Source organism: uncultured Veillonella sp., from assembly GCF_963522475.1.
Classification (GTDB): domain Bacteria; phylum Bacillota; class Negativicutes; order Veillonellales; family Veillonellaceae; genus Veillonella.
Genome location: NZ_CAUQYW010000007.1, coordinates 69432 through 93830 on the forward strand (window position 1 = coordinate 69432; position 24399 = coordinate 93830).

17 protein-coding genes are annotated in these 24399 nt (G+C 38.5%); 3 read left to right on the forward strand and 14 right to left on the reverse strand.

Annotated features, from left to right (window positions below; translation table 11 throughout):
* Positions 1-72 precede the first annotated feature (72 nt).
* The 10 genes from RWP19_RS05610 to RWP19_RS05655 all read right to left on the reverse strand — a co-directional run bounded on the left by RWP19_RS05610 (position 73) and on the right by RWP19_RS05655 (position 10871).
* Entirely contained in the window at positions 73-1683 is a 1611-nt protein-coding gene (locus RWP19_RS05610) for a CTP synthase (protein ID WP_314356793.1), read from the reverse strand.
* A 15-nt stretch (positions 1684-1698) separates the two neighbouring features.
* Positions 1699-3432: an arginine--tRNA ligase gene (gene argS, locus RWP19_RS05615; protein WP_314356794.1), complete on the reverse strand. Its 1734-nt coding sequence runs from the start codon at positions 3430-3432 to the stop codon at positions 1699-1701.
* Positions 3398-3856: a DUF1934 domain-containing protein gene (locus RWP19_RS05620; RefSeq protein ID WP_314356795.1), complete on the reverse strand. Its 459-nt coding sequence runs from the start codon at positions 3854-3856 to the stop codon at positions 3398-3400. The genes argS and RWP19_RS05620 overlap by 35 nt, the downstream gene beginning before the upstream one ends.
* Before the next feature lie 52 nt (positions 3857-3908).
* A complete protein-coding gene (locus RWP19_RS05625) occupies positions 3909-4190 on the reverse strand; it encodes a GIY-YIG nuclease family protein (RefSeq protein WP_314356797.1) in 282 nt (93 codons plus the stop codon).
* On the reverse strand, positions 4180-4821 hold the full coding sequence (locus RWP19_RS05630; RefSeq protein ID WP_314356798.1) for a peptidylprolyl isomerase: 642 nt from the start codon (positions 4819-4821) through the stop codon (positions 4180-4182). The genes RWP19_RS05625 and RWP19_RS05630 overlap by 11 nt, the downstream gene beginning before the upstream one ends.
* A 231-nt stretch (positions 4822-5052) precedes the next feature.
* A complete protein-coding gene (locus RWP19_RS05635; RefSeq protein WP_314356799.1) occupies positions 5053-5829 on the reverse strand; it encodes an HAD family hydrolase in 777 nt (258 codons plus the stop codon).
* Between the two features lie 8 nt (positions 5830-5837).
* Positions 5838-6074 carry a DUF1653 domain-containing protein gene (locus tag RWP19_RS05640; RefSeq protein WP_295259281.1) on the reverse strand — a complete coding sequence of 79 codons (237 nt, stop codon included), beginning with the start codon at positions 6072-6074 and terminating at the stop codon, positions 5838-5840.
* A gap of 44 nt (positions 6075-6118) precedes the next feature.
* Entirely contained in the window at positions 6119-7192 is a 1074-nt protein-coding gene (locus RWP19_RS05645; RefSeq protein ID WP_314356800.1) for an iron-containing alcohol dehydrogenase family protein, read from the reverse strand.
* A 140-nt stretch (positions 7193-7332) separates the two neighbouring features.
* Entirely contained in the window at positions 7333-8664 is a 1332-nt protein-coding gene (gene brnQ, locus RWP19_RS05650; RefSeq protein WP_314356801.1) for a branched-chain amino acid transport system II carrier protein, read from the reverse strand.
* A 200-nt stretch (positions 8665-8864) separates the two neighbouring features.
* Complete coding sequence (locus RWP19_RS05655; RefSeq protein ID WP_314356802.1) at positions 8865-10871, reverse strand: molybdopterin-dependent oxidoreductase; 2007 nt, start codon at positions 10869-10871, stop codon at positions 8865-8867.
* A 588-nt stretch (positions 10872-11459) separates the two neighbouring features.
* On the opposite strand from RWP19_RS05655, the gene RWP19_RS05660 reads away from it, so the two are divergent.
* Complete coding sequence (locus RWP19_RS05660) at positions 11460-12599, forward strand: Ldh family oxidoreductase (protein ID WP_295276262.1); 1140 nt, start codon at positions 11460-11462, stop codon at positions 12597-12599.
* Between the two features lie 299 nt (positions 12600-12898).
* Complete coding sequence (locus RWP19_RS05665; RefSeq protein ID WP_314356803.1) at positions 12899-14536, forward strand: L-lactate permease; 1638 nt, start codon at positions 12899-12901, stop codon at positions 14534-14536.
* A gap of 131 nt (positions 14537-14667) precedes the next feature.
* On the opposite strand, the gene RWP19_RS05670 is transcribed toward RWP19_RS05665, so the two are convergent.
* A complete protein-coding gene (locus RWP19_RS05670) occupies positions 14668-14952 on the reverse strand; it encodes a PepSY domain-containing protein (protein ID WP_314356804.1) in 285 nt (94 codons plus the stop codon).
* A gap of 233 nt (positions 14953-15185) precedes the next feature.
* Between RWP19_RS05670 and RWP19_RS05675 the strand changes: the two genes are divergently transcribed.
* Positions 15186-16373, forward strand: coding sequence for a multidrug effflux MFS transporter (locus RWP19_RS05675; protein WP_314356805.1), 1188 nt, complete (start codon positions 15186-15188; stop codon positions 16371-16373).
* 634 nt (positions 16374-17007) lie between these two features.
* Here the strand turns inward: RWP19_RS05675 and RWP19_RS05680 are convergent.
* The 3 genes from RWP19_RS05680 to RWP19_RS05690 all read right to left on the reverse strand — a co-directional run bounded on the left by RWP19_RS05680 (position 17008) and on the right by RWP19_RS05690 (position 24295).
* Positions 17008-21261, reverse strand: a complete 4254-nt coding sequence (locus RWP19_RS05680) for an acyl-CoA dehydratase activase-related protein (RefSeq protein WP_314356806.1) — start codon at positions 21259-21261, stop codon at positions 17008-17010.
* A 470-nt stretch (positions 21262-21731) separates the two neighbouring features.
* Positions 21732-22850, reverse strand: a complete 1119-nt coding sequence (locus RWP19_RS05685; RefSeq protein ID WP_314356807.1) for a 1-propanol dehydrogenase PduQ — start codon at positions 22848-22850, stop codon at positions 21732-21734.
* Between the two features lie 11 nt (positions 22851-22861).
* Positions 22862-24295 carry an aldehyde dehydrogenase EutE gene (locus RWP19_RS05690; protein WP_314356808.1) on the reverse strand — a complete coding sequence of 478 codons (1434 nt, stop codon included), beginning with the start codon at positions 24293-24295 and terminating at the stop codon, positions 22862-22864.
* Positions 24296-24399: the final 104 nt, after the last annotated feature.

Below are 24399 nucleotides of genomic sequence, written 5' to 3' on the forward strand. Positions count from 1 at the left end.
TTTTTCCAATATTTTTCGATGTAAATAAAAAAAGAAAGATACTCATTTCTGAGCATCTTTCTTCTTTTTAGTCTATTTTTTTAATTCCAAAATCGCATCCACAAAGCCGCGGAATAATGGATGTGCATTATTCGGACGAGATTTAAGCTCTGGATGCGCTTGTGTACCAATGAAGAATGGATGGTTCTTCACTTCAATACTTTCCACAAGGCGACCATCTGGAGATGTACCAGAGATAACAAGACCAGCATCAGTCAATTGTTGACGATATTCATTATTGAACTCATAACGATGACGATGACGTTCATAAATCAAATCTTCACCATAGGCTTCATGAGTTTTTGTTCCTGCTTCTACTTTGCAAGGATAGATACCAAGACGCATTGTGCCGCCTTTTTTATCTACATCAACTTGATCACTCATCAAGTCGATTACTTTGTATTTAGCATTTTCGTCGAATTCGCTAGATGTAGCACCTTCCATGCCGCATACGTTGCGAGCAAATTCCATTACTGCAGATTGCATACCAAGGCATAGACCAAGGAATGGAATATTGTTTTCACGAGCGTATTGGATTGTGCGGATTTTACCTTCTACACCACGGGAGCCGAAACCACCTGGTACGATGATGCCGTCAACACCTTCATATACTTCTTTAGGATCTACAGATGTATCATCAAGTTCTTCAGAGTCAATCCAACGAAGGTTAACTTTAGTACCTGTAGCGATACCTGCATGATCTAATGCTTCCACTACAGATAAATACGCATCATGTAATGCTACATATTTACCAACGATAGCCACTGTAATATCTTTACTAGGGTTCAAGATTTTATGAACCATTTCTTTCCATTCAGTCATATCGCAAGGGCGTTCTTCAAGGCCTAATTTTTTGATAACAATATCATCAAGACCTTGATCTTGCATCATCAATGGTACTTCATAGATGGAGCTGCAAGTTTGGTTTTCAATAACTGCTTCTGGTTCTACGTCGCAGAACAAAGCAAGTTTTTCTTTCATTTCATCAGAAATATGTTTTTCGCTACGGCATACCAAGATATCTGGTTGAATACCGATACTGCGCAATTCTTTTACGCTGTGTTGTGTAGGTTTAGTTTTCAATTCGCCTGCTGCATTAATGTAAGGCACCAATGTTACATGAATATAAAGTACGTCATTGCGGCCTACTTCTTTTTTCACTTGGCGGATAGCTTCCATAAACGGCAAGCTTTCAATATCGCCTACAGTACCACCAATTTCAGTGATAACTACATCAGCATTATCTTCTTTACCTACACGGTATACGTTTTGTTTAATTTCGTTTGTAATGTGTGGAATTACTTGTACAGTACTGCCCAAGTAATCACCTTTACGTTCTTTGTTGATTACAGACCAATATACTTTACCCGCTGTAATATTGGAACGTTTGCTAAGGTTAATATCGATGAAGCGTTCATAGTGGCCCAAATCAAGGTCAGTTTCAGCGCCGTCATCTGTTACGAAAACTTCACCATGTTGGTAAGGGCTCATCGTACCAGGGTCAATATTAATGTATGGGTCAAATTTTTGAATCGTTACATTGAAACCGCGGTTTTTAAGCAAGCGACCCAAGGATGCTGCTGTAATCCCTTTACCAAGAGAAGAAACAACGCCGCCAGTTACGAAAATATACTTAGTTGCCATGATGCCTCCCACCTATTACATTTTTTCCGGAGCGGAAATACCTAAAATACCCAAGCCTTGACGAAGTACGAGGGCAATCGCTGTGATTAATCCAAGACGAGCTTGTTGCAACGCAGAATCTACGCCAATGATACGACCTTGACGATAGAAGGAGTGGAACATGCTTGCCAAATCGTATAAGTAACGAGCAATACGATGCGGTGCACGGTGCTCGGCAGATTGAACTACTTCTTCTGGATATTCAGCTAATTTCTTAATTAATTCTAATTCCATTTCGCTTGTAAGCGTTGTGAAATCAGTTTCACTATAATCGCCAAATGCAATGCCAGCTTCACGCACTTGGTTGTAAATGCTGTGAATACGAGCATGAGCATATTGGATATAATATACTGGGTTATCATTGCTACGAGATTTAGCCAAGTTAATATCGAAATCAAGTTGGCTATCTAGAGAACGCATCAAGAAGAAGTAACGAGATGCATCTACGCCAACCTCTTCAATCAATTCATCTAATGTTACGCTATCACCGCTACGTTTAGACAATTTAACGAGTTGTCCATCGCGGAACAATGCTACCATTTGTAATAACAATACGGTTAGTTTATCTGGGTCATAACCAAAAGCAGCCATAGCCGCTTTTACACGGCATACATAACCGTGATGGTCAGCACCCCAAATATCAATCATTTCTTTGAAGCCACGGTCATATTTATTACGATGATATGCAATATCCGCCGCTAAATATGTAGGAACTCCATTATCACGGATAACTACGCGGTCTTTATCATCACCATAGTCAGTAGATTTCAACCACAATGCACCATCTTTTTCATACACTTTACCAAGAGCCTTTAAAGCCTCTACGGAGTGATGAATTTCATCAGCTTCATGAACAGTACGTTCAGAGAACCAATTATCGAAAGTAACACGGAAGTTACTTAATGTTTCTTCTAAGCGAGCTAATTTTTCTTTTAAGCCTTCTTCTTTGAACAATGCTACACGATCAGCTTCATTCATAGCATTCAATGTATCGAAGCCTTCACGTTCAGCAATAGCTTTTGCAGTTTCGATAATATCTGGACCACGGTAGCCATTTTCAGGGAATACAAGAGCCCCATCTGGAATATCGAACTCAGGCATAGAACCGTCTTCATTACGTTTAGGTGGAAATACTAATGTTGCACCTTGTAACTCTTGGAAACGGTACTCAATAGAAATAGCCATATTGTCGATTTGGTTGCCCGCATCATTGATATAGTACTCAGATTGTACATTGTAACCTGCTGCACGCAACAAATTCACAAGAGCACTACCGTATGCAGCACCTCGACCATGACCTACATGCAAAGGCCCTGTTGGGTTCGCACTTACATATTCAACTTGAATAGTATCGCGCGCACGCAATGGTTGTATACCATATTGATCGCCAGCATTCAATATGGCTTTCAATGTGTCGTATACCATATCAGATTTCAAGAAGAAGTTGATGAAACCAGCACCAGCAACCTCAGCGCGTTCGAGCCAATCAAAATTCATATGGCTAATCAAAGCCTCAGCAATAGCACGAGGATTTTGACGAGCTACACGAGCAGATTGCATTGCAATGTTTGTAGAAAAATCACCGAATTCTTTTTGAGGTGGCACTTCGAGAACGATTTCTGGATATTCACCAGCTGGTAAGCCACCACTGTTAATCGTATCTTGTAATGCCTGTTCAATCCCCGATTTCAGGATTTCCTTCATGTCCATGCTCTGTATCCTCCCGCACGTCTATATCTAACTGATTATAAAATTGCCATTCACCTTCGACAGAAATATCATATCCTAAATGAACATGACCTACGCCTTTGTGAAAGTCTACTGTTAATTCATGAGTTTTTACGGTCATGTGTAAATCGCCATACGGCGTTTCATACACAGACTCGCGCTCTTCACCACGGACGTATTGATGACGCATATTGACCGCCCCTGTACGAAGCAGCACAATTGAATCATCATGGATTTTAATGGTCGTCTTAACCCCATCCATGCCCGTCACACTCGATTCTTCGTAACGCACATATTGTGTATTACCCTTTTCATGCGACGTACCAGGGGAAATCAGTTCCACAACGGTATCCTTTCCGTCCATATCTCGTTGTACACTTTTTACGGACACTAGAACCCGCTTCATTTCATAACCTCCATGGCAGTAATTAATCATCATATTATACCATAATCAAGGACTATTTTGCACCCTCAATGAGTCGCAATTTCTTAGCCTTTGTCATCTGTTTTATGGCATATTCTCTACGTTGAGCATCCTGTTTATTGTGAAAGCTTTCAGAATACACCAATACAACAGGACGTCGCCCTCTCGTATATTTAGCACCGCCTGGAATAAGCCCATTATGAGCCTCTATACGGCGCTCAATATCAGTGGTCCATCCACAGTACAAGGAATCGTCTGAACAGCGCACTAAATACACATAGTGTCGTTCTTCAGAGTTAGCCTCCTTATTTGCCATTTTTCGCATCATCAGTAATCGGTTCCAATGTAATGGTATTAATGATTACTGGTTCTACCGGCTTATCATTGCGACCGGTTTTAACTTTACCAATTTTTTCAACTACATCCATGCCTTGTACAACCGTGCCAAAGATCGTATGTTTGTTATCTAACCAATCTGTTGGACCCAAGGTAATGAAGAATTGGGAACCCCCTGTATTAGGACCACGATTCGCCATAGCAAGAACACCCATTTTATTGAAATGTAAATCATTAGAGAACTCATCAGGAATAGTATAACCAGGGCCACCAGCACCTGTACCATCTGGATCCCCACCTTGAATCATAAAGCCTTCAATAACGCGGTGGAATGTAACACCATTATAGAAACCTTTTTTCACGAGGTAGTCAAAGTTTTTTACTGTAATAGGCGCTTTAGAGCCTAACAAACGAACTTTGAATTGACCATAATTTGTATCAAAAATAGCATACTCATCTGCAATTGGCGCATTTGAGAAGTTAGGCATAGATACAGATTCAGCCTTTACAGTATTACCTTGTGGTTGTTCCCCACTTTTTGTACCACAAGCAGCTGTACCAAGCATTGTAATTCCTAACATCGCGCATAAAGCAAAGCGTTTCCAGTTCATAGTTCCCCCAAAATATATCTTATATACTAACATGTATGTAAAATTCACATAGAAAAGCCGCTCAACCCGTGAGCGGCTCTTTTTTAGTATATCATGTTTAGAGAAAATTTGGTTTAAATAATTATTAAATTTACGAATTTATATAACCTTATACTTTCAGTTATATATTAGCCATTATTTACCATCAAATTGTTCAGGATTTGTACTATTATAAGTATCAATATAACTAAACTAATCTATCCACTTAAAATGTTTACATGCATTATAGATACCGTCCTTATCACAGTCTGTAGTGATATAATCGGCTTTTTCCTTCAATTCAGCACGTGCATTTCCCATGGCAATATTAAGCCATTCTGGTCTAAACATGGATAAGTCATTATAGCCATCCCCAAACACAACGGCTTGATTGGGCTTCATACCGAAATAATCGAGCATCTTCCGAACTCCCAAAGCCTTCTCCATTGGCTCATATAGAACACAGCCATCGCCATAACGAATGAGCTTGTGTGTCATATGCTCGATATCCTTTTCCTCTTCTTCACCTTCCTTAAAGAACACATAAATTTTATAAAATTCCTCTACACTATGAAAATCAAAACTAGGATCCACTGTGGTTTTAAAGACATCCCATCTTGGATTCCAATCTAAGATTTCCTGATATGGTGTAATACGTCTTAGTTTATTACGATCTGTTACAGCCCAAGGAATATGATGAGACTCTAAATACTCTAAATATTTAATACATGCATCGCGATCCATACCTATCATAGACACTAGCTCATTATTAACAGTAATACTATGACCACCATCAGCTACAAAGTCAGTAAGCCCTGCTTGATCCGCAAAGCGTTTAGCATCCACTTGAATACGCCCAGTAGCTAAGGCTACACGGTGTCCGCGACGTTTCAGCTCATCTAAGCAGTACTGTGCACTGTCAGGAATCTTGCCTTCAGGCCATACAGCTAGGGTATTGTCGATATCAAAAAAGAAAAATTTCTGTTCCACAGGCCCTCCTAATCGCGTCCACTCATCAACTTAAATCGCTCTGTTTGTTCTACGTCTGGATATTTTTCATGGTCCACATCACTCAAAAACATATCTAGTGGTCGTACATATAAATCACGTTGATCATATAATTTTTGATATACAACGAACTGTTCACTCGTTTCCGAATGAGTTGCTACATCTAACACGTAATAATACATGCCTTTAAAATGACGATATAAGCCACCCTTTACAATTTTTCGCATTTATAACCTCATCACATAACATACACAAACAGTTACAAACTATATTAATCAAGAGATTCCATGTATTGAATAGCCTTAGTCAACATATCTGCTGTAATTTTGTATGGAGATACGTCAATATCATGAACAGATGTCGCCTTTTCAACAATTTGAGGAATATGCGATGCAGTAAGACCTAATTGTGAAAGTTTAGTAGGCCATCCCAATTCGTGATATACTGGTAGCCACCGTTGTAGTTCATCCATTTGTTGATCAACGGTTAACAAAATAAGCAAGCCATATGCTACCATTTCACCATGCAAATGATTTTCTTCTGTTTCTTTATTAGTAACACAGCCATAACATACAGCATGAGCCATATTACTATTAAATGCCATAGGAACACAACCTGATACAATACCGGTAGTAAAAATAACAGTCATAGCAATGGTATCAAATGCATCACTACGTTTATTAGCTTGACTGTCTTTATAAGCTTGTATACCATGTGCTAAAATTGGTTCACTACACATAGAAGCTAGAGTAAGACCTAATTGAGTATTGTAATCTTGTTCACGACCGCGAGCAGAGAGATGGGTTTCATAATGTTTTGCAATGGTATCTCCCATCCCAGCCCAAAAGTAGCGGCTTGGTGCTTCCACAAGAATATCTGCATCAATAAAACAATGTACAGGAGGATGATTTACAAAAGCTACGTCATCGAAGTTATGATCTGCAGTGTATACAGCTGCTACTTCAGATGTTGCAGCGCAAGTAGAGGCAATAGTTGGAATTGTAAAGAATGGTTTATCATCTAACTCTAAAGCTACCACTTTTACCGTATCCATGGCCTTACCGCCACCGACAGCAAATATAAAATCCGCATCTTTTACAGAAGCCATCTGTGCAATTTCCTTGCCTCGAGCGAAAGTACACTCTCCACCAAAGTGAATAATATCTAGCACCTTAATGCTTGCTTTATCAAGCACTGGCCGAATATGTGGCAAAGCTTTAGAAAGAGCTGTTTCACCACCTATGATAGTAACAGACTTGCCATATAAATTTGTAAATTTTGGAATAGCTTCAAATACATCATGACCGCCAAAACTATAACTAGGTAAACAATGAGTACTACGCATAAAATTTCCCTTCCTTCCTTTATCATCTATATCCTTATTATAGAAACTTCTACTCACAAAATCAATTTTATATGACAACACTTAAAACATAAAAAGGTTCTATACTTTCACTAAATGAAAGCATAGAACCTTTAGTTTTATTATTTATTATTAGAAACAAGACCTTTATGAATAAGACCTACAATAAATCCAAGTATTGCAAAGCCTACCCAGCCCATACCTGAACCTTGGAACGGAATATACTCAACAAAGAGATTTTCCAAAAAGTCTGGTGCAATGCCAGCTGTTTCCAGGCCAGTCATAAGAGCAGAAATCATTGTGAATGCCATAGTCCATGCATATACACAACGACGACCACCAAACACATTGTCTGCGAGTGCTAACAAGATGATTACAATAGTCAATGGATATAATAACATCAATACAGGGATAGCAGCGCTGATGATTGTTTTCAATCCAAACATACTAAGTCCAAATGCAGCTACGGAAAAAATAACTACATATAATTTGTAGCTAATCTTTGGTGTTAACTTATGGAAGTATGTACCACAAGAAGTGATGAGGCCAATACTTGTAGATAAACAAGCTAAGAGAACAATAATCGCCAAAATAATTTGACCAAAATCACCAAACAAATAACTAGCACTAGTAGAAAGTACAGGAGCACCTGTGTCAAATAAACCGAAGCGTTCGACACTAGTAGCGCCAATGTTTGCAATAAATATGTAAACAATGCCGAGAAGGCCTACAGCAATAGCCCCTACTTCCATAACAGTTTTGGTAATTACCTTACGCGAGGAAGCACCACTAAGACGTACAAAATCGATGACAAGAATAGCAAACACAACTGACGCTAGCGCATCCATTGTATTATAACCATCTAAAAACCCTTGTAACACTGCAGTAGGTGCATCACCATATGATGGTTGTGGCAATGCATAACCACCAATAGGTGTAATAAAAGATTTTACAATAAGTAACAAGATAACTAGCAATAAGGCTGGCGTCAAAATGTTACCAATACGATTTACAAGCTTTTGCGGACTAATGGATAACCACAAGGATACACCAAAAAATAATGCCAAGAAAATTGGTTCCATATTTATCTGTAATCCATCAGCGAAAGGCTTAATAGCAATTGCATAAGCTACTGTACCAGTACGCGGTGTAGCAAACATCGGACCAATACTCAAATAAAGAGCAATCGTATATAACAAGCCGTAAATTGGGTGAACACGGCTCGCTAATTCTTCAACATCTTTACAAGAAGAGTAGCCCATAGCTACAACACCTAACAATGGAAGACCTACACCTGTTAATACGAAGCCGAACAAAGCCCAACCTACATTATCACCAGCATGTTGACCTAGGGCTGCTGGGAAGATCAAGTTCCCTGCCCCAAAGAATAGGGCAAATAACATCATGCCTATAGCCCAATAAGCACGGGTCGACAGATTGTCGTTACCATTCATAAGAGTAACCCCCTTTAGGTTATATATAAAAATAATATTACCATTATAAGCCTAACGAAGACATGTATGCAATAAAAATATCATTGTTATGATATATTTGCATAGTTGTATTCCTATAAGTAAAGGGAATTAAATTTAATAATAAGTTAATTCAAAAAACTATATATTTTTATCATTATTCTCGTTTTTATATTATTACTTTATGCATCAGCCTTTTTTAAATGAACTTGCACATCATAAAACGTGCTGCCCCAACCTTGATCTGTTGGTCTGTCTGCAGTAAGAGCATTAATAGCCACATCAGGGTCACTAGATTGTGATTGCCACCATACACCAAGAGTCACCAATGTACCTCGTTGTATATCTTCATCATAGTAAGCTTTAATTTTTACGCAACCACGATTATTATAAATCTCTACTTCTTCACCATTATTAATATTATATAATTTTGCATCTTCTGGATTAATGCGTAATTTCATAAGTTCTGACTCATCAAACTCAAGTTCACAAAAACTAGAGTCAAGGATTCGAATGTCATTGCCAATAATGAGCCAAAATGGTGCATTATCTCCATATGGAGGCAAATAACGAATCAGCGGTTCTTCATCTTGCGGATTATATAACTCAATTTTTCCAGATGGCGTTTTAAAATCTAACTTATAATTTTCTGGCAACGTCATCTCTACTGGTTCTCCTTGCAGGATTACATCTTGATCAGCATCAGATATACGACTTGATGTACGAACAATTTGTTCTATTAATTCCCGTTCACTAAGATTAAAAAATTCATCGTCAAGTCCCATACGTTTAGCTAATGCAGAAATTACTTGCCAGTTAGAGCGAGATTCACCAATCGGATCAATTAATTTATATCCGGTTCCAATAGTGTAGTGCCCATAAGAATTATATATATCATCATGTTCAACTGATGTGGTAGCTGGCAAAACGATATCCGCATATTTACATGTATCTGTAAAGAATCGTTCATGAACTACAGTAAACAAGTCATCACGCATCAAACCTTTTCGCACAATATTTTGATCAGGTGCTGTTATAGCAGGATTACTAGAAAATACATAGAGACTATGTACTGCAGTACCTGATGGACTTGTAAGCATTTCGCCTAATTTTATCATGGGCATTAATCGCTTTGCAGGGGCATGTACATGAGCTTGTTGCATTATATCTTTACCAACAAACTTACTACCACTAGCACTCGATAACAAGCCGCCTCCCAGATGTTGCCAAGCTCCAACTACAGCAGGTAAAGCATTAATAGTACGACAGTTCATAGCACCATTCCCATAGCGGGATAATCCACTGCCAAGACGTATAAAAGGAGCCTTAGCTGTAGCATATGCGTGGGCAAACTCAGTCATACGTTCCACGGAAACGCCACAAATAGCAGATGCCTTTTCAGGTGTAAACTCAAGTAGTACTTCATTTACAAGCTTATCAAATCCTTGCACGTGCTTCTTAATAAACTCTATATCCGCTAAACCATCTCGATGAATAATGTGAAGCATACCTAATGCAAGTGCTCCATCACTACCTGGTTTAACATAGATATGTTCATGAGCTTGATTAAAAGTATAGGTCTTATGAGTATCAATAATCCAAACACGAGCACCGTTCTTTTTCGCCACGTTTACATCATGTAAAATATGGACATCTGTAGCAGTTGCATTAATTCCCCACAAAACAATTAAATCACTATGTTGTGCCTCTTGCGGTTTAATAGCTAATGTATCACCATAAACGGACCGGAATCCCGCCTGTTTTGCAGGAGAACAAATACCACGGTCTTGATCTGTTGCCCCAATACGTCGGAAAAAGTAATCTGCAGCAGGGCTCTGAATAACACCCATTGTTCCTGCGTAGGAATAACGTAAAATACTTTCACTACCATAATTATCAATAGTATTCTTGAAATTTTTTACAATTGTATCTAGCGCCTCATCCCAACTAATACGCACATATTGATCTTCACCAATACCTTTTTGGCCAATACGCTTCATAGGATGTTCTAAGCGCAATGGAGAATGGATAACCTTTTCATAGTGCGCCATTTTAGGACATAATGTGCCACGGGTAAAAGCATGTTCCTTATTACCGCGTACAGACACTACTTTATTATTTTCAACCGATACAATTAGACCGCATGCATCTGGGCAATCATAAGGACATACTGAATTATATTCTTTCAAAATAAGCACCTCGCTTATCAATCGTATAAACTATAGAACATAGAATTATGTATATATATTATAATACAGCATTACTCACATAATATAATCTTTTACACATTTTCTCTCACTACAAGCATATAAAATATTGTATATTTTGCATATCAATACATTTAGTTATCACAATGTATTTATATTCTTATCACTATTTTTTATATGCAATGTTGAATATTTCAAGGTTTATCGATATTTATCTATTCTCATTCTTGCCCAAAACCTAAACAGATATACTAATAAGTTCTATAAAAATACTATAAATCTATAAAAAAATAATCTAGTTATAACTAAAAGTCATAACCATATAGTTTTAGATATAATCAGATGTTTCAGTAACTATCCGCAGAATATGTGATAAACATCACCCCTACGTATGCGTATTTAGTAATGTGTTTCAGACTGTAAGACTATTCAATCTCTCTTCTTTCTGTGCTATACTGACATTGTCATTTGAGAGGATATAGAACTCACCGGACATCATATCACATTCGTTGATATTATAAAGTGGAGTTAGCTATATCAGGTCATATTTTCTGAAAAGAGGTTTTAACAATGGCAGACGCAAAAAATACTGTGCTATTCCCTTATGAAACACTTCACAAACTTTGCATGGACGCTTTCCAAAAATTCGGTTTCTCCGAAAAAGAAGCTGACATCATCCAAGACGTACTTTTGACTTCCGACTTGTTCGGTATTCAAAGCCATGGTATGCAACGTATGGTACGTTACCACAAAGGTATCTCCAACGGCTTGATTAAAATCGACGCTAAACCTGAAATCGTAAAAGAAACTCCAATCTCCGCTGTTATCGACGGTCATGACGGCATGGGTCAATTATTGGGCCACAAAGCTATGGAAATGGCTATTGAAAAAGCTAAAAAATCCGGTGTTGGTATCGTATCCGTACGTAACTCCAATCACTATGGTATCGCTGGTTACTATGCTAAAATGGCATCTGACCAAGGTTTAATTGGTTTCTCTTGCACAAACTCCGAAGCAATCATGGTTCCTGTATATGCTCGTAAAGCTATGCTTGGTTCTAACCCTATCGCTTGGACTGTACCTGCTGATCCAGTTGACTTCTTCTTTGACTGCTCCACTACAGTTGTAACTCGTGGTAAACTTGAAATGTACAACAAAATGGGCAAAGCTACTCCAGATGGTTGGGCTGTTAACAAAGACGGTGTTCCTTCCACTGATGCAGCTGAAGTATTGGGCAACATCTCCCGTCATGAAGGCGGCGGCATCCTTCCTTTAGGTGGTGCTACAGAAGTTCTTGGCGGCCACAAAGGTTATGGTAACGGTATGATTGCTGAATTATTCTCCTCCATTCTTTCCCAAGGTGGTACTTCCAACAAATGTATGGTTGGTGGTAAATCCAATATCTGTCATGGCTTCATGGCTATTAACCCTGAATTCTTCGGTGACCCAGCTGAAATCAAAAAACACTTCTCCCAATTCTTACAAGAATTACGTGAAGCTCCTAAAGCTCAAGGTCAAGACCGCATCTACACTCATGGCGAAAAAGAACATGAATCTGTTGCTAAAGTTAAAGCTGAAGGCATCCCTGTACTTAACGGTACAATGCTTGAAGTTCAAGACCTTTGCAATGAATTAGGTTTAGACTTCAAATCCTACTTCGGCGATTATGTACCAGAAGCTCCTGCTACAATGTTCAAAGGTAACTACTAATACCTAAGAGCTTACAAAGGCCCTAACATGGACATGTAGTCAGTAAAGAAGGGGACATAAACACTGTTTATGTCCCCTCTCTTATATTTTTAACCTCATATATATAATGAGGTTAAAAATTTTTAAGAAATATATCATTTTTTATGATAAGTATATCTGTTATTTTATTGTAATCTTTTATTATTACTGAACTTTTACAACTTAATATAATAGCGATTTATTTATCAATTAAATTGATTATTGCTACATCGTCCTGTTAAGCATATATTTTTATTTTTCTTGAAAGGATGATTTTAGAAATGAGTGCTCTCACCGTTCTATTAGCGCTAGCTCCAATCATTTGGTTGATCGTAGCGTTATCCATCTTGAAATTACCTGCATGGCAAGCAACAAGCGTTGCTGCAATCGGTTCTTTCATTATCGCTATTACAGCATTCCAATCCGACCCATTCATTATGGTCACTGGTGCCCTTGAAGGTGCCGCTTTGGCAATTTGGCCTATCCTATTAGTTATTACAGCTGCTATCTTCGTTTATAACTTGGTAGTACATACGAAAGCAATGGAAACTATTAAAACAATGCTTTCTTCTGTAACATCTGATACTCGTGTACTTGCATTGTTACTTGCATGGGGCTTTGGTGCCTTCATGGAAGGTATGGCTGGCTTCGGTACTGCTGTTGCAATTCCAGCTGCTATGATGGTTGCCGTAGGTTTTGACCCATTAAAATCTATCATCGCATGTCTCGTTGCAAACTCTGTACCAACAACATTTGGCTCTATCGGTATTCCAACAACTACATTGGCATCCTTAACAAACCTTGATCCTAGCCATTTAGGTACATTCATTTCCGTACAATTATTCTTGCTTAACCTTATCGCTCCATTCTTCGTTGTTATGATTATCGGTGGCGGCGTTAAAGCGTTAAAAGGCGTATTCCTTGTAACATTGCTTTCTGGTTTAGCATTAGCAGTTCCGGAAACTCTAATCAATGCTGTAATGGGTCCAGAATTATCCGTAATCTCTGCATCTATCGTTATCATGGCAGTAATCATTATCTGTGCAAAAATTTTGCCTCCTAATGATCCTGAATACGCGGTTAAACAAACTGGCGAAGTTCCAAAAGTATCTGGTAGTGAAGGCTTAATCGCTGCAATGCCATTCATCTTAATCTTCGTATTGTTGTTATTAACTTCTAAATTGTTCCCTGCAATTAATGGTCCTCTTGCATCCATCAAAACATCTGTACCTATTTACCAAGGTGCCGGTGCAAAACCTTACACATTCGTATGGATTGCAACTCCTGGTATCATGATTTTCATCGCTGGTATCGTTGGTGGTTTCATCCAAAAAGCAAAAGCTGGTGAAATCTTTGGTACATTGGGTAGCACAGTTAAAAACTTGAAATTCACATACATTACAATCATCACAGTTGTTATGACAGCTAAATTGATGACATACTCTGGTATGACTGCAGACATTGCGAAAGCAATGGTTGCTGGTACAGGTTCTTTGTACCCTCTATTCGCTCCTATCGTAGGTGCATTAGGTGCCTTCTTAACAGGTTCCGGTACAAACTCCAACGTATTGTTTGGCCCACTTCAAATTGCAGCAGCTCAAGGCTTAGATCCTACAAACTACGAAGACCTTGGCTTCTGGTTAGCAGCTGTTAACTCCGGTGCAGCTGGTATCGGCAAAATGTTGTCCCCACAATCTATCGCGATTTCTATTGGTGCTGTAGGTCCTGCATTGAAAGCATACCTTGAAAATCACAAAGAAATCAGCTCTGAAGAAGCTCACAACTTAGAACATGAAATTGAAGCAAGTGTTATTATGAACAGCGCGTTCAAATACTTCATCATCTTCATCATCATGCATGGTGCTATCTCCTTCTTCGGACAACATTTCATTCATGAAATTCACCACTTCTTCTTCTAAGAATTGGTAACAATAAAAAAAGAACAGCTCTTCACGAGCTGTTCTTTTTTGTTGCCACATATCCGAATACTACCAATAATATAACTTAATGAGTTTAGTAATATTATTACGTATTATAATTTTCCTGTCTGTTAGTAAATCTCTTGCTCTACTTCCCACTTTATAAATGTGCCTGTATCTGCGTCAATTTTAAAGTCATATTCATAACCATTGTAATGAATTTCACCTTCATACTGTAAACGACCATGATCATAATCACGATTGAACTCGGTTACATTTACAACTGTTGCACCTGGCACACGAGCTAATGCACTCTGTACAGCCTCATCAGAACTAATAGCTTCTACAGAAGAAACTACAGTAGTCTCTAGTACAGCCACTACAGCTAAAATCAAAAATTTTGCCATCTTTTTCATATAATTCTCTCCTACACACATAAATTGAATTGATATTCTAAATATAAATAATATCAATTATTGTAATTGATAAGAGAAAAGATATCAAATCATAATTCTTAACAAGAAAAATCTATAGAAATTATCTACCAATCATGTTACAATACATCGTATCAAATAGATAAAATTAAATGCAGTCTGCGAAGTGTGATTCGCAGGCTTTTATTTTTTACATTTTAAAATAGGAGGATTTTATGAATTCAAAAAATTCTGCTAAGGTTCCCTTTATCTTGGTAATATTCCTAGGCATGTTAACGGCCATAACACCGCTCGCAACAGATTTGTATTTACCTGCATTACCAATTATGCCTGGCGAATTGAATACAACAGCATCTAATATTCAAATGACTATTGGTGTTATGACCTTTGGCGTTGCTATAGGTCAATTATTTGGTGGTCCTATTAGCGACACAATGGGCCGTAAGTTACCACTTATAATAGGTAATTTACTATGTGTTATTTCTGGTATTATATGTGCCTATGCGCCTAGTATCGAAATACTTTTACTGGGTCGATTCTTACAAGGTTTAACAGGTTCTGTAGGAGTTGTTATTTCTAAAGCTATTACCCGAGACTTTGCATCTGGTCAAGAACTTACCAAACTATTTGCCTTGCTCATGATGGTTAATGGGTTAGCACCAGTACTTGCACCCTTAGTAGGTGGTCAACTGCTCTTCTTCACTACATGGCGTGTAATCTTTGTAATCTTAGCGCTCTTTTCTACTATTCTATTAGTAGGATCCTTTCTTTTCCGTGAAAGCTTACCAAAAGAGAAACGAATCACAGGTGGCATAGGTACAGCAGTTAAAAATTATATCAAACTCATCAAAGATAAACCTTTTTTAGGACAAACATTAATACAATTATTTGCTTTTGGTGCATTCTTCTCATACATCTCAGGCTCTTCCTTTGTGTATCAAAATATCTTTCAACTATCTGCTCAAGAGTTTAGCTATTTATTCGGTATTAATAGCTGCGGTATCATTTTAGCTAGTGCCATTAGTGGTCGTATTAGTAATGTTATAACATCTAAACAATTACTTACCTTTAGCCTATGGCAACTTACAATCGGCTCTTTATTATTCTTAGTAGCCATGCTTCTCGAGTGGCCACTTATCCCTGTTACAATCATACTTTTCTTCACTGTATGCACTGTATCCCTATTCGGCTCTGCCTCCTTCTCTATGGCGATGACTAGCTACGGGAAAATGGCCGGTAGTGCCTCTGCCATACTCGGTTTTGCTAGCATGTTTGCAGCAGGTATTGTATCGCCATTAGTTGGTATAGGAGGAGATCATACGGGTATACCAATGGGGATTACAATGCTAGTATGTGCAGCGCTTTCCTTATTGTGCTTGTATGGTTTGGTAGAGAAAGAATAGTGCCAGTCTTATTACATTAGTTAATACAATATTATAACCCTTATCGCTCTAAGTCGTAATGGGGCCCAATTACAATTGAATAAATTTAAGTATAAAAATAGCACCACCTTCTTCTTGCTCAGTACGTCACTACGTTCCGTAAAATCGCTGCGAAAAAGGTGGTGCTATTTTTATTAACATTTTCTATGAAGGCGTCCCATTACGACATAAGAGCATCAGTCAAAGTAATAAACTATATGTATTACAGATTATATAATATCGACTTGGCACTATTCTTTCTCTTCTGAAAATATAAGGCACAATAAAGGAAATCCGCTGTCCAACTGATTGTAGGGAAAAGAGATATGCCGTAGCCACATCTCCTTACATCTATCCATATCTGCACTAGTTTTATTTTCAATGGGACATCTTCATAATTAGCGTATATAGAAAAGAATACAGCCCTCTCTGCAGCGATTTTACGGAACGTAGTGACGTACTGAGCCAAGAGAGGGCTGTATTTTTTCTATACTAGTAATATGCAGTTGTATTAGGGCCCCATTATAAAATGTAAGGGACCTTATTACTTATTTACAGTAGCTCCATCGAGTTACACAACTATTAGTTTAGTGAAAATTCACAATACACTAACTACTTATTCAAACATTGTCGATAGTAGTAGTTTCAATCTATTTGCTTGGTTTACTGCACTGGAGCCTGGATCGTAGTCGATAGCAGCAATGCGCACATCTGGGTAGGCAGCGGATAGTGTTTTCACCATACCTTTACCTGTTACGTGGTTTGGTAAGCAGCCGAATGGTTGCAAGCATACGATTTGTTTTGCCCCTTTTTCGATGAGGTCAATCATATCGCCTGTAAGGAACCAACCTTCACCGCATTGGTTACCAAGACCAATATATTGAGCTGCTTCTTTTGCTACATCGGTCATACGTTGTAGAGGGTCGAAGTGTTTAGACGCTGCTACGGCTTTAGCGTATGGCAAGCGATAGAGTTCAAGAGCTTCACGAGCCAATGTACCGAAGAAGCCAGATAGCCATGTACCATCAAGGTGTTTAGCACGGTATGTGCTATCCATTGCGCAGTACAAGAAGAAGTCTAATAAGCCAGATGTAACAACTTCGCCACCTTCTTTTTCAATGAGTTCATTGATATGGTTGTTAGCGCTTGGATGGAACTTAACGTAAATTTCACCTACCACACCAACACGAGGTTTTTGTACATCTTTATTAACCGGCAAGTTATCAAAGTCATGAATGATTTCTTTGATGTATTTATTGTACTGACGAAGGCTTGCAGACGTAATGTTTTGCTGTAATTTTTTAATCCAGTAATCACATAATGCATCTGTAGAGCCTGGGTTAGTTTCATATGGACGTGTAGCCAATACACATTGCATGAGGGCATCACCGTAAACAACGGCTTGAATCATGCGATGCAAGAAACCTTTTGTCAACTTGAAGCCTGGTTGACGTTCCATATCGCTTGCATTAAGAGATAGGATTGGCACTTGTTTCATACCAGCGTCAATCAATGCTTTACGCAAGTAGCCAATGTAGTTTGTAGCACGACAACCACCACCAGTTTGAGAGATGATAACAGCCGTTTTATTGATATCATATTTACCAGATAATAGTGCTGACATGAGCTGACCAACAACGATAATCGCAGGGTAACATGCATCATTATTGATGTATTTTAAGCCCACTTCAATATCGTCACGCGTTGGAGCTGGCAACATTTCAAAGTTATAGCCTTCATTTTTGAGGACTGGATCCAAGAGGCTAAAATGCAAAGGTGACATTTGTGGCACCAAGATTTTATAGGTCTTACGCATTTCTTCCGTGAACACAACACGATTATAATCGTAGGTTGGCAATTGTTCTTCCACCACTTCTGGTGCCTCTGGATTGTGATGACGACGCAAGCTACGTTCCATTACAGATTGCAAGGAACGTAAACGAATCGTTACAGCCCCAAGATTTGTACCTTCATCAATTTTGAGTAAGGTATGAATTTTGTGGTTTGCTGAAAGTATATCTTTTACTTGGTCCGCTACAATAGAATCGAGACCGCAACCGAATGAGTTGAGCTCAACGATTTGGAAGCCTTCCGTTCTACTTACAAATTCAGCAGCGCGGTATAGACGGCTATGGTAAGACCATTGATCTACAACACGTAGATGCTTGATTTCATGCCCAAGTGGCGCAACGCCATCTTCTGTAAGAACTGCCATACCAAGAGATGTAATAAGCTCTGGGATACCATGGTTAATACCAGAGTCCAAATGATATGGACGACCAGCCAATACGATAGTAGGAATTTGTTCTGCTACGAGGCGAGATACTGTTTTCTTTGTCGTTTCACGGTAAGAAGCCTTACAATTTTCTTGTTCTTCCCACGCTTTTTCAACAGCGTTAGCAATATCTTTCTTTTTGAGATTCAAGAAATCCAATGCTTTCACAAGAGCAGGAACAAGAGATTTCTTATCAGCTAATGGCAAGAATGGTGCGTGGAATGGAGTATCTCCCAGAACCTCCTGCATGTTGTTTTTGATAAGTTCTGGATAGGAAATAACCATTGGACAGTGGTAATTATTGTCGCGGCTAAATTCCTTAGGTCCATGTTGAATACAAGGGTACCAAACAAAGTCTACTTGTGCATTCGCAAGATCACGAATATGACCATGAACCGCTTTTGCAGGATAGCAAGCTGTATCTGATGGAATCGTATCGATAGCCTTGTTGTATTGTTCTTTTGTAGTGTAGTCAGAAAGGATTACTTCATAGCCTAGCGTATTAAAGAATGTAAACCAGAATGGGAAATCCTCGTACATATTGAGGACACGAGGAATACCTACACGCATTTTACCTTCAAACTCAGGAATATTTTTCTTTAAGTAGTAGTCAAAGTAACGACGCAATTTAACTTCTACTAAGTTAGGAACTGCTTTACGTTCCTCTTGAATCATACCACCTGCACCACGGTCACAGCGGTTGCCTGTTACATATGTACGACCGTCAGAGAAAGCATTGATAGTAAGCATACAGTTATTGGAACAAAGCCCGCAATTGCGCATTGTCGTAGATACCTGTAAAGAATTAAGACCCTCACTATCTAACAATGTACTATGATCCTTTTGTAATTCTTCTGCTGTTTCTGCAGCGAGAAGAGCCATACCATAGGCACCCATCAAGCCAGATACGTCAGGACGAATTACCTCTACGCCCATCAATTTCTCGAAGGCACGCAATACGGATTCATTGTAGAATGTACCGCCTTGTACAACGATATGATCACCCAATTCTTTAGGGTCTTTTACCTTAAGAACCTTGTAAAGGGCATTCTTAATAACAGAATAGGCAAGACCTGCTGCAATATCTTGTACCGTAGCACCTTCTTTTTGAGCCTGCTTAACCTTAGAGTTCATAAATACAGTACAACGAGATCCCAAGTCAATTGGCAAAGATGCTAACAACCCTTCCTTCGCAAACTGATCAATAGGAATGCGTAGACCAGATGCAAATGTATCGATGAAGGAGCCACAACCAGAAGAGCAGGCTTCGTTCAATACAATATCTTCGATATAGCCATCACGAACCTTACAGCATTTCATATCTTGACCACCGATGTCCAAGATAAAGGAAACATCAGGGCAGAAGAAACGAGCTGCACGATAATGTGCCATTGTTTCTACTTCGCCGATATCGATGCCAAGGGCACGTTTAAGGAATGCTTCACCGTAACCAGTTACACCAGAATGCGCAATATAAGCGCCTCTTGGTAACAGTTCATAAATTTTCTCGATAATTTCACGAGATTTTTCTAAAGGTTTACCATGGTTAGGACCATAGTGAGAGAATATAATTTCCTTATTACTATTAATGAGAACTACCTTAAGAGTGGTAGAACCAGCATCAATACCAAGGTAACAAGGACCTTGCGCATCTTCAATATTCGCTTTTGGCGTTACTGCCTTCGCGTGACGAGCGCGGAATTCTTCTAATTCTTGTTCATTTTTAAATAGAGGTTCTACACGATCTGTAGCCTCCATAGGAATACCGATGAGGGCACCAATTTCCTTAGTTAATTGACCAACCGTAATCTCACGACAGTCTTCCTTCATCAAAGCCGCCCCTAAAGCGATGAATAATTCACCATTTTCAGGGATAATGCGATGTGCTTCATCAAGTTCTAAGGTATCGCAGAAGCATTGGCGCAATTCAGACAAGAATGTCAATGGACCACCAAGGAATGCTACATTACCTTCGATTTTATGACCGCATGCTAGGCCCGCAATTGTTTGGTTTACAATAGCTTGGAATACAGACTTAGCAATATTTTCATGAGATGCGCCTTGGTTCAACAAAGCTTGTACATCTGTTTTAGCAAACACACCACAGCGTGCTGCAATTGGATAAATCGTATCAGCATTCATAGCCAATTGGTTAAGACCAGATGCATCCGTTTGCAATAAAGTGGCCATTTGGTCGATGAAAGCACCTGTACCACCAGCACAAGAACCATTCATACGATGTTCTGCAGTTTGACCTAAGTAAGTAACCTTCGCATCTTCCCCACCGAGTTCGATAATAACATCAGTTTCAGGATACAACGCTTTTATAGCTCTCGTTTCAGCAATAACCTCTTGTACGAAAGGAATCCGTACCTTATCCGCCATCGCCATACCACCAGAACCGGTAATACACACGTGAACTTGATCATTTTCATGGCCCACTTGAGCCTCTTGTAGCAAGGTATATACGGTGTCCAAAATGTTCGCATAATGGCGTATGTACTTTTTATACAAATAGTTATCGTGTTCGTCTAATAATACAACTTTAACAGTTGTCGACCCCACGTCAATCCCCATGCGTAGCATGTGTTGCATAAATACCTCTCTTTTCAAAAAAATGTATGACCACATACGATCATACTCATTTTGCGAAAGTAGTACATTGAACATGAATCTAAAATAAAATGTACCAAACATCTAATTAAACTTAGATAAGGATACGCTTTCACAAAAACATCTAATTTTTTAAATATCCTATATATATTATACAACAAATATAGATAAAATCTATATTTTTCTATATTACAAAGAGTTATATAAAATATGACTAAATTTGAATAAACTTCTAAATTACGATAGGATATGCAAAATATTATATCATTTTAAAATGGAAAATATTGTGTTTTCTGCTACATAATAATTTATCTTTAATAATAAATAACAAGATATACCATATAGACTAAAGATAAAATATAATCGCAACAACTGAATATCCTATGTATAAAATATAAAAAAGAGATCCTAATGATATTCATTAAAATCTCTTTTTTATACATTATATGTATTTACAGAACTTTTTTATATAATCCAACAAGATCATCATGATTTGCCGGATACGGGTTGAATCGATAACACATATCCTTTAATGCTCTATCTGCCATAAGATTAAGTTTTGCTTCAGATGTTACTCGTTCCACACCAAATGCGGTAAGTGTCATTGGACAGTCTAAGGAATGTTGTAGTCTAACGATTGCTTCTATGAGTGCAGACAACTTTTCTTGTTCCGATGATTCATAGGATGTAAAACCTAGTTTTTCAGATAAATGAGCATATTTTTTTGCTACATTAGTATTATGGACACAATTAAAAACGATAACATATGGCAAAATCATACTATTTGCAAGCCCATGAGGAACATGAAACTGTCCGCCCAATTGATGAGCCATCGCATGAACAATACCTAAACCCGCCTTGTTAAAAGAGAGTCCCGCCAAGCATGATGCCTCATGCATAGACATTCTATCCTGTTCTGTAGCAGTTGATTTATAACACTTCGGTAAGTACTCAAACACTAACTCAATAGCCTTTTGAGCTAAAGCATCTGTAAAGTTATTTGCTTCTTTTGCCACATAAGCTTCCAATGCATGAACAAGCACATCCATACCACTATATGCGGTAACACTTGGTGGAGATGTTTTTACAAATAATGGTGTTAATAAAGCTTCATCTGGTAGCACCGCATCATCTATAATAGGATACTTAATCTGTGTTTCACTATCAGTAAGAACAGCAAAAGATGTCACTTCTGATCCTGTTCCACTAGTAGTAGGTACAGCAATAAAAGATTTAATATCCATATGCTTTAGTTTACGACCAAAATAAGCCATTCCCTTGCTCATGTCAATACAAGATCCTCCACCTATAGCAATAATTATAGATGGCTTAATGCCTTCCATAAATTCAATTCCTTTTGCCACATGAGTAATCGGTGGATCAGGTACTACATCTGTATAAACAGTTACCTTATTTTTACTTTCCATTAAACTCATAACATATGTAAGATTTGGAGAATTCTTCAAAAATGGATCACATATAATAAGAATAGATTCATCATTAAATTCTGTAAGGCGATTTAACGAATCCTTTCCCGCATAAATTTTTGTTGGAAAAGTCCATTTGTTCATATGCTCACCACCTATCGAATATTAAATCCTGTTGTTAAACAACATCTACGACGTCTTGCAAAGCAACGAGCCGATGTGGTGGATTCCCCCGTAGGCGTAGCAATTGTAAATGTTGTCGTACCCTCACCACTAAAACCAAGACCTGCATAGGATGGTCCATTCTTTACAAAAATGGATGTTTTCATTTTACGTGCCATATGATTGAGCCGTTCCATATTTAAGGAATGCATTGTTGCCGTATGATGTAAACCTGCTTCTAACATTAAGCATACATCAAGACCTTCATCAAAACTATCTACGGTCACAACAGGCAAAATAGGCATCAACATCTCAATCACTGCAAACGGATGGTCTTTTGGAGTGCGCATAATAATCAACCGAGGATCACCATTGTAAGTAATATGTGCCGCATCAAGAATAACGCTTGCATTCTTACCAACGAACTTTTTATTTGGTGTTCCATTTGGTAAAACTGTTAAATCTACCAAACGTTGGATATCTTGTTGATTTTCAATAAGAGCACACCCTGCTTTTACCATTTCTTGAACGAGTTGTGGCTCGATTTGCCGCATGGCAACGACACTCTTTTCGGCGATACATAGAATGTTATTATCTAGACTAGCACCGAGGACAATATCTTGAGCAGCCTTTTTAATATCTGCTGTTTCATCTACAAATGCCGGTGGATTACCAGCACCAGCACCGATAACCTTTTTACCACTTTGAAGCGCTTGTTTTACTACACCAGGCCCACCAGTAACAACTAATAAGCTCACATCGGGGTGTAGCATCATCTCTTGAGCAGACTCAATAGATGGTTCACGAAGTGTAACGATAAGGTTTTCAATGCCAATCGATTCAGCAATGATTTGGTTAAGTTCGCTAACTAGTAATCGACTAAGCTGCTTAGCACCAGGATGCACACTAAAGAATACTGCATTTCCTGCTGCTAACATACCGATGGTATTACATATTAACGTTTCTGCTGGATTTGTACTTGGTGTAATAGCACCGATAACACCGTAAGCAGACAATTCATACAATGTCATACCATTATCACCAGTTTCACATTCTGTAATGAGATCTTCTACACCTGGTGTTTTATCGAGTGTAAGGTTTAATTTCAGTACTTTATCTGCAACGCGCCCCATTCCTGTTTCTTCAACAGTTTTTTGAGCCAACTCTTGTACACGTGGACGCATAGCAGCACGGATGTCTACTATTACCTTTTCACGAGTTGCCAAAGTGCAATCTTCAAAGCGCGCTTGCGCTGCTTTTGCTGCTTGAACAGCTTCATCAACCGTATCAAATACACCGGGTTCAACTTGCACTCTAGCTGCTTGTTTAACCGGTTGTGATAAGGCTGTTCCTTGCTTTTGCCCCTGTAGTAAATCTATAACCATGGAGCGGATCATTTCTTTCAACTGTGTATTGTTTTCCATCATGAACCTCCATATAGGTTGCATTGCTGATGCAATGACCATGTCAACTAACGGTGTACACAATCAAGGATACATTCATGATGTGACACAATAACTAGGTTTAACTC

Bases quoted from the DNA above. Each gene is read 5' to 3' on its own strand.
- RWP19_RS05610 (WP_314356793.1), bottom strand. From the start codon at position 1,683: ATGGCAACTAAGTATATTTTCGTAACTGGCGGCGTTGTTTCTTCTCTT.
- argS (WP_314356794.1), bottom strand. From the start codon at position 3,432: ATGGACATGAAGGAAATCCTGAAATCGGGGATTGAACAGGCATTACAA.
- RWP19_RS05620 (WP_314356795.1), bottom strand. From the start codon at position 3,856: ATGAAGCGGGTTCTAGTGTCCGTAAAAAGTGTACAACGAGATATGGAC.
- RWP19_RS05625 (WP_314356797.1), bottom strand. From the start codon at position 4,190: ATGGCAAATAAGGAGGCTAACTCTGAAGAACGACACTATGTGTATTTA.
- RWP19_RS05630 (WP_314356798.1), bottom strand. From the start codon at position 4,821: ATGAACTGGAAACGCTTTGCTTTATGCGCGATGTTAGGAATTACAATG.
- RWP19_RS05640 (WP_295259281.1), bottom strand. From the start codon at position 6,074: ATGCGAAAAATTGTAAAGGGTGGCTTATATCGTCATTTTAAAGGCATG.
- RWP19_RS05645 (WP_314356800.1), bottom strand. From the start codon at position 7,192: ATGCGTAGTACTCATTGTTTACCTAGTTATAGTTTTGGCGGTCATGAT.
- brnQ (WP_314356801.1), bottom strand. From the start codon at position 8,664: ATGAATGGTAACGACAATCTGTCGACCCGTGCTTATTGGGCTATAGGC.
- RWP19_RS05660 (WP_295276262.1), top strand. From the start codon at position 11,460: ATGGCAGACGCAAAAAATACTGTGCTATTCCCTTATGAAACACTTCAC.
- RWP19_RS05665 (WP_314356803.1), top strand. From the start codon at position 12,899: ATGAGTGCTCTCACCGTTCTATTAGCGCTAGCTCCAATCATTTGGTTG.
- RWP19_RS05670 (WP_314356804.1), bottom strand. From the start codon at position 14,952: ATGAAAAAGATGGCAAAATTTTTGATTTTAGCTGTAGTGGCTGTACTA.
- RWP19_RS05675 (WP_314356805.1), top strand. From the start codon at position 15,186: ATGAATTCAAAAAATTCTGCTAAGGTTCCCTTTATCTTGGTAATATTC.
- RWP19_RS05680 (WP_314356806.1), bottom strand. From the start codon at position 21,261: ATGCAACACATGCTACGCATGGGGATTGACGTGGGGTCGACAACTGTT.
- RWP19_RS05685 (WP_314356807.1), bottom strand. From the start codon at position 22,850: ATGAACAAATGGACTTTTCCAACAAAAATTTATGCGGGAAAGGATTCG.
- RWP19_RS05690 (WP_314356808.1), bottom strand. From the start codon at position 24,295: ATGATGGAAAACAATACACAGTTGAAAGAAATGATCCGCTCCATGGTT.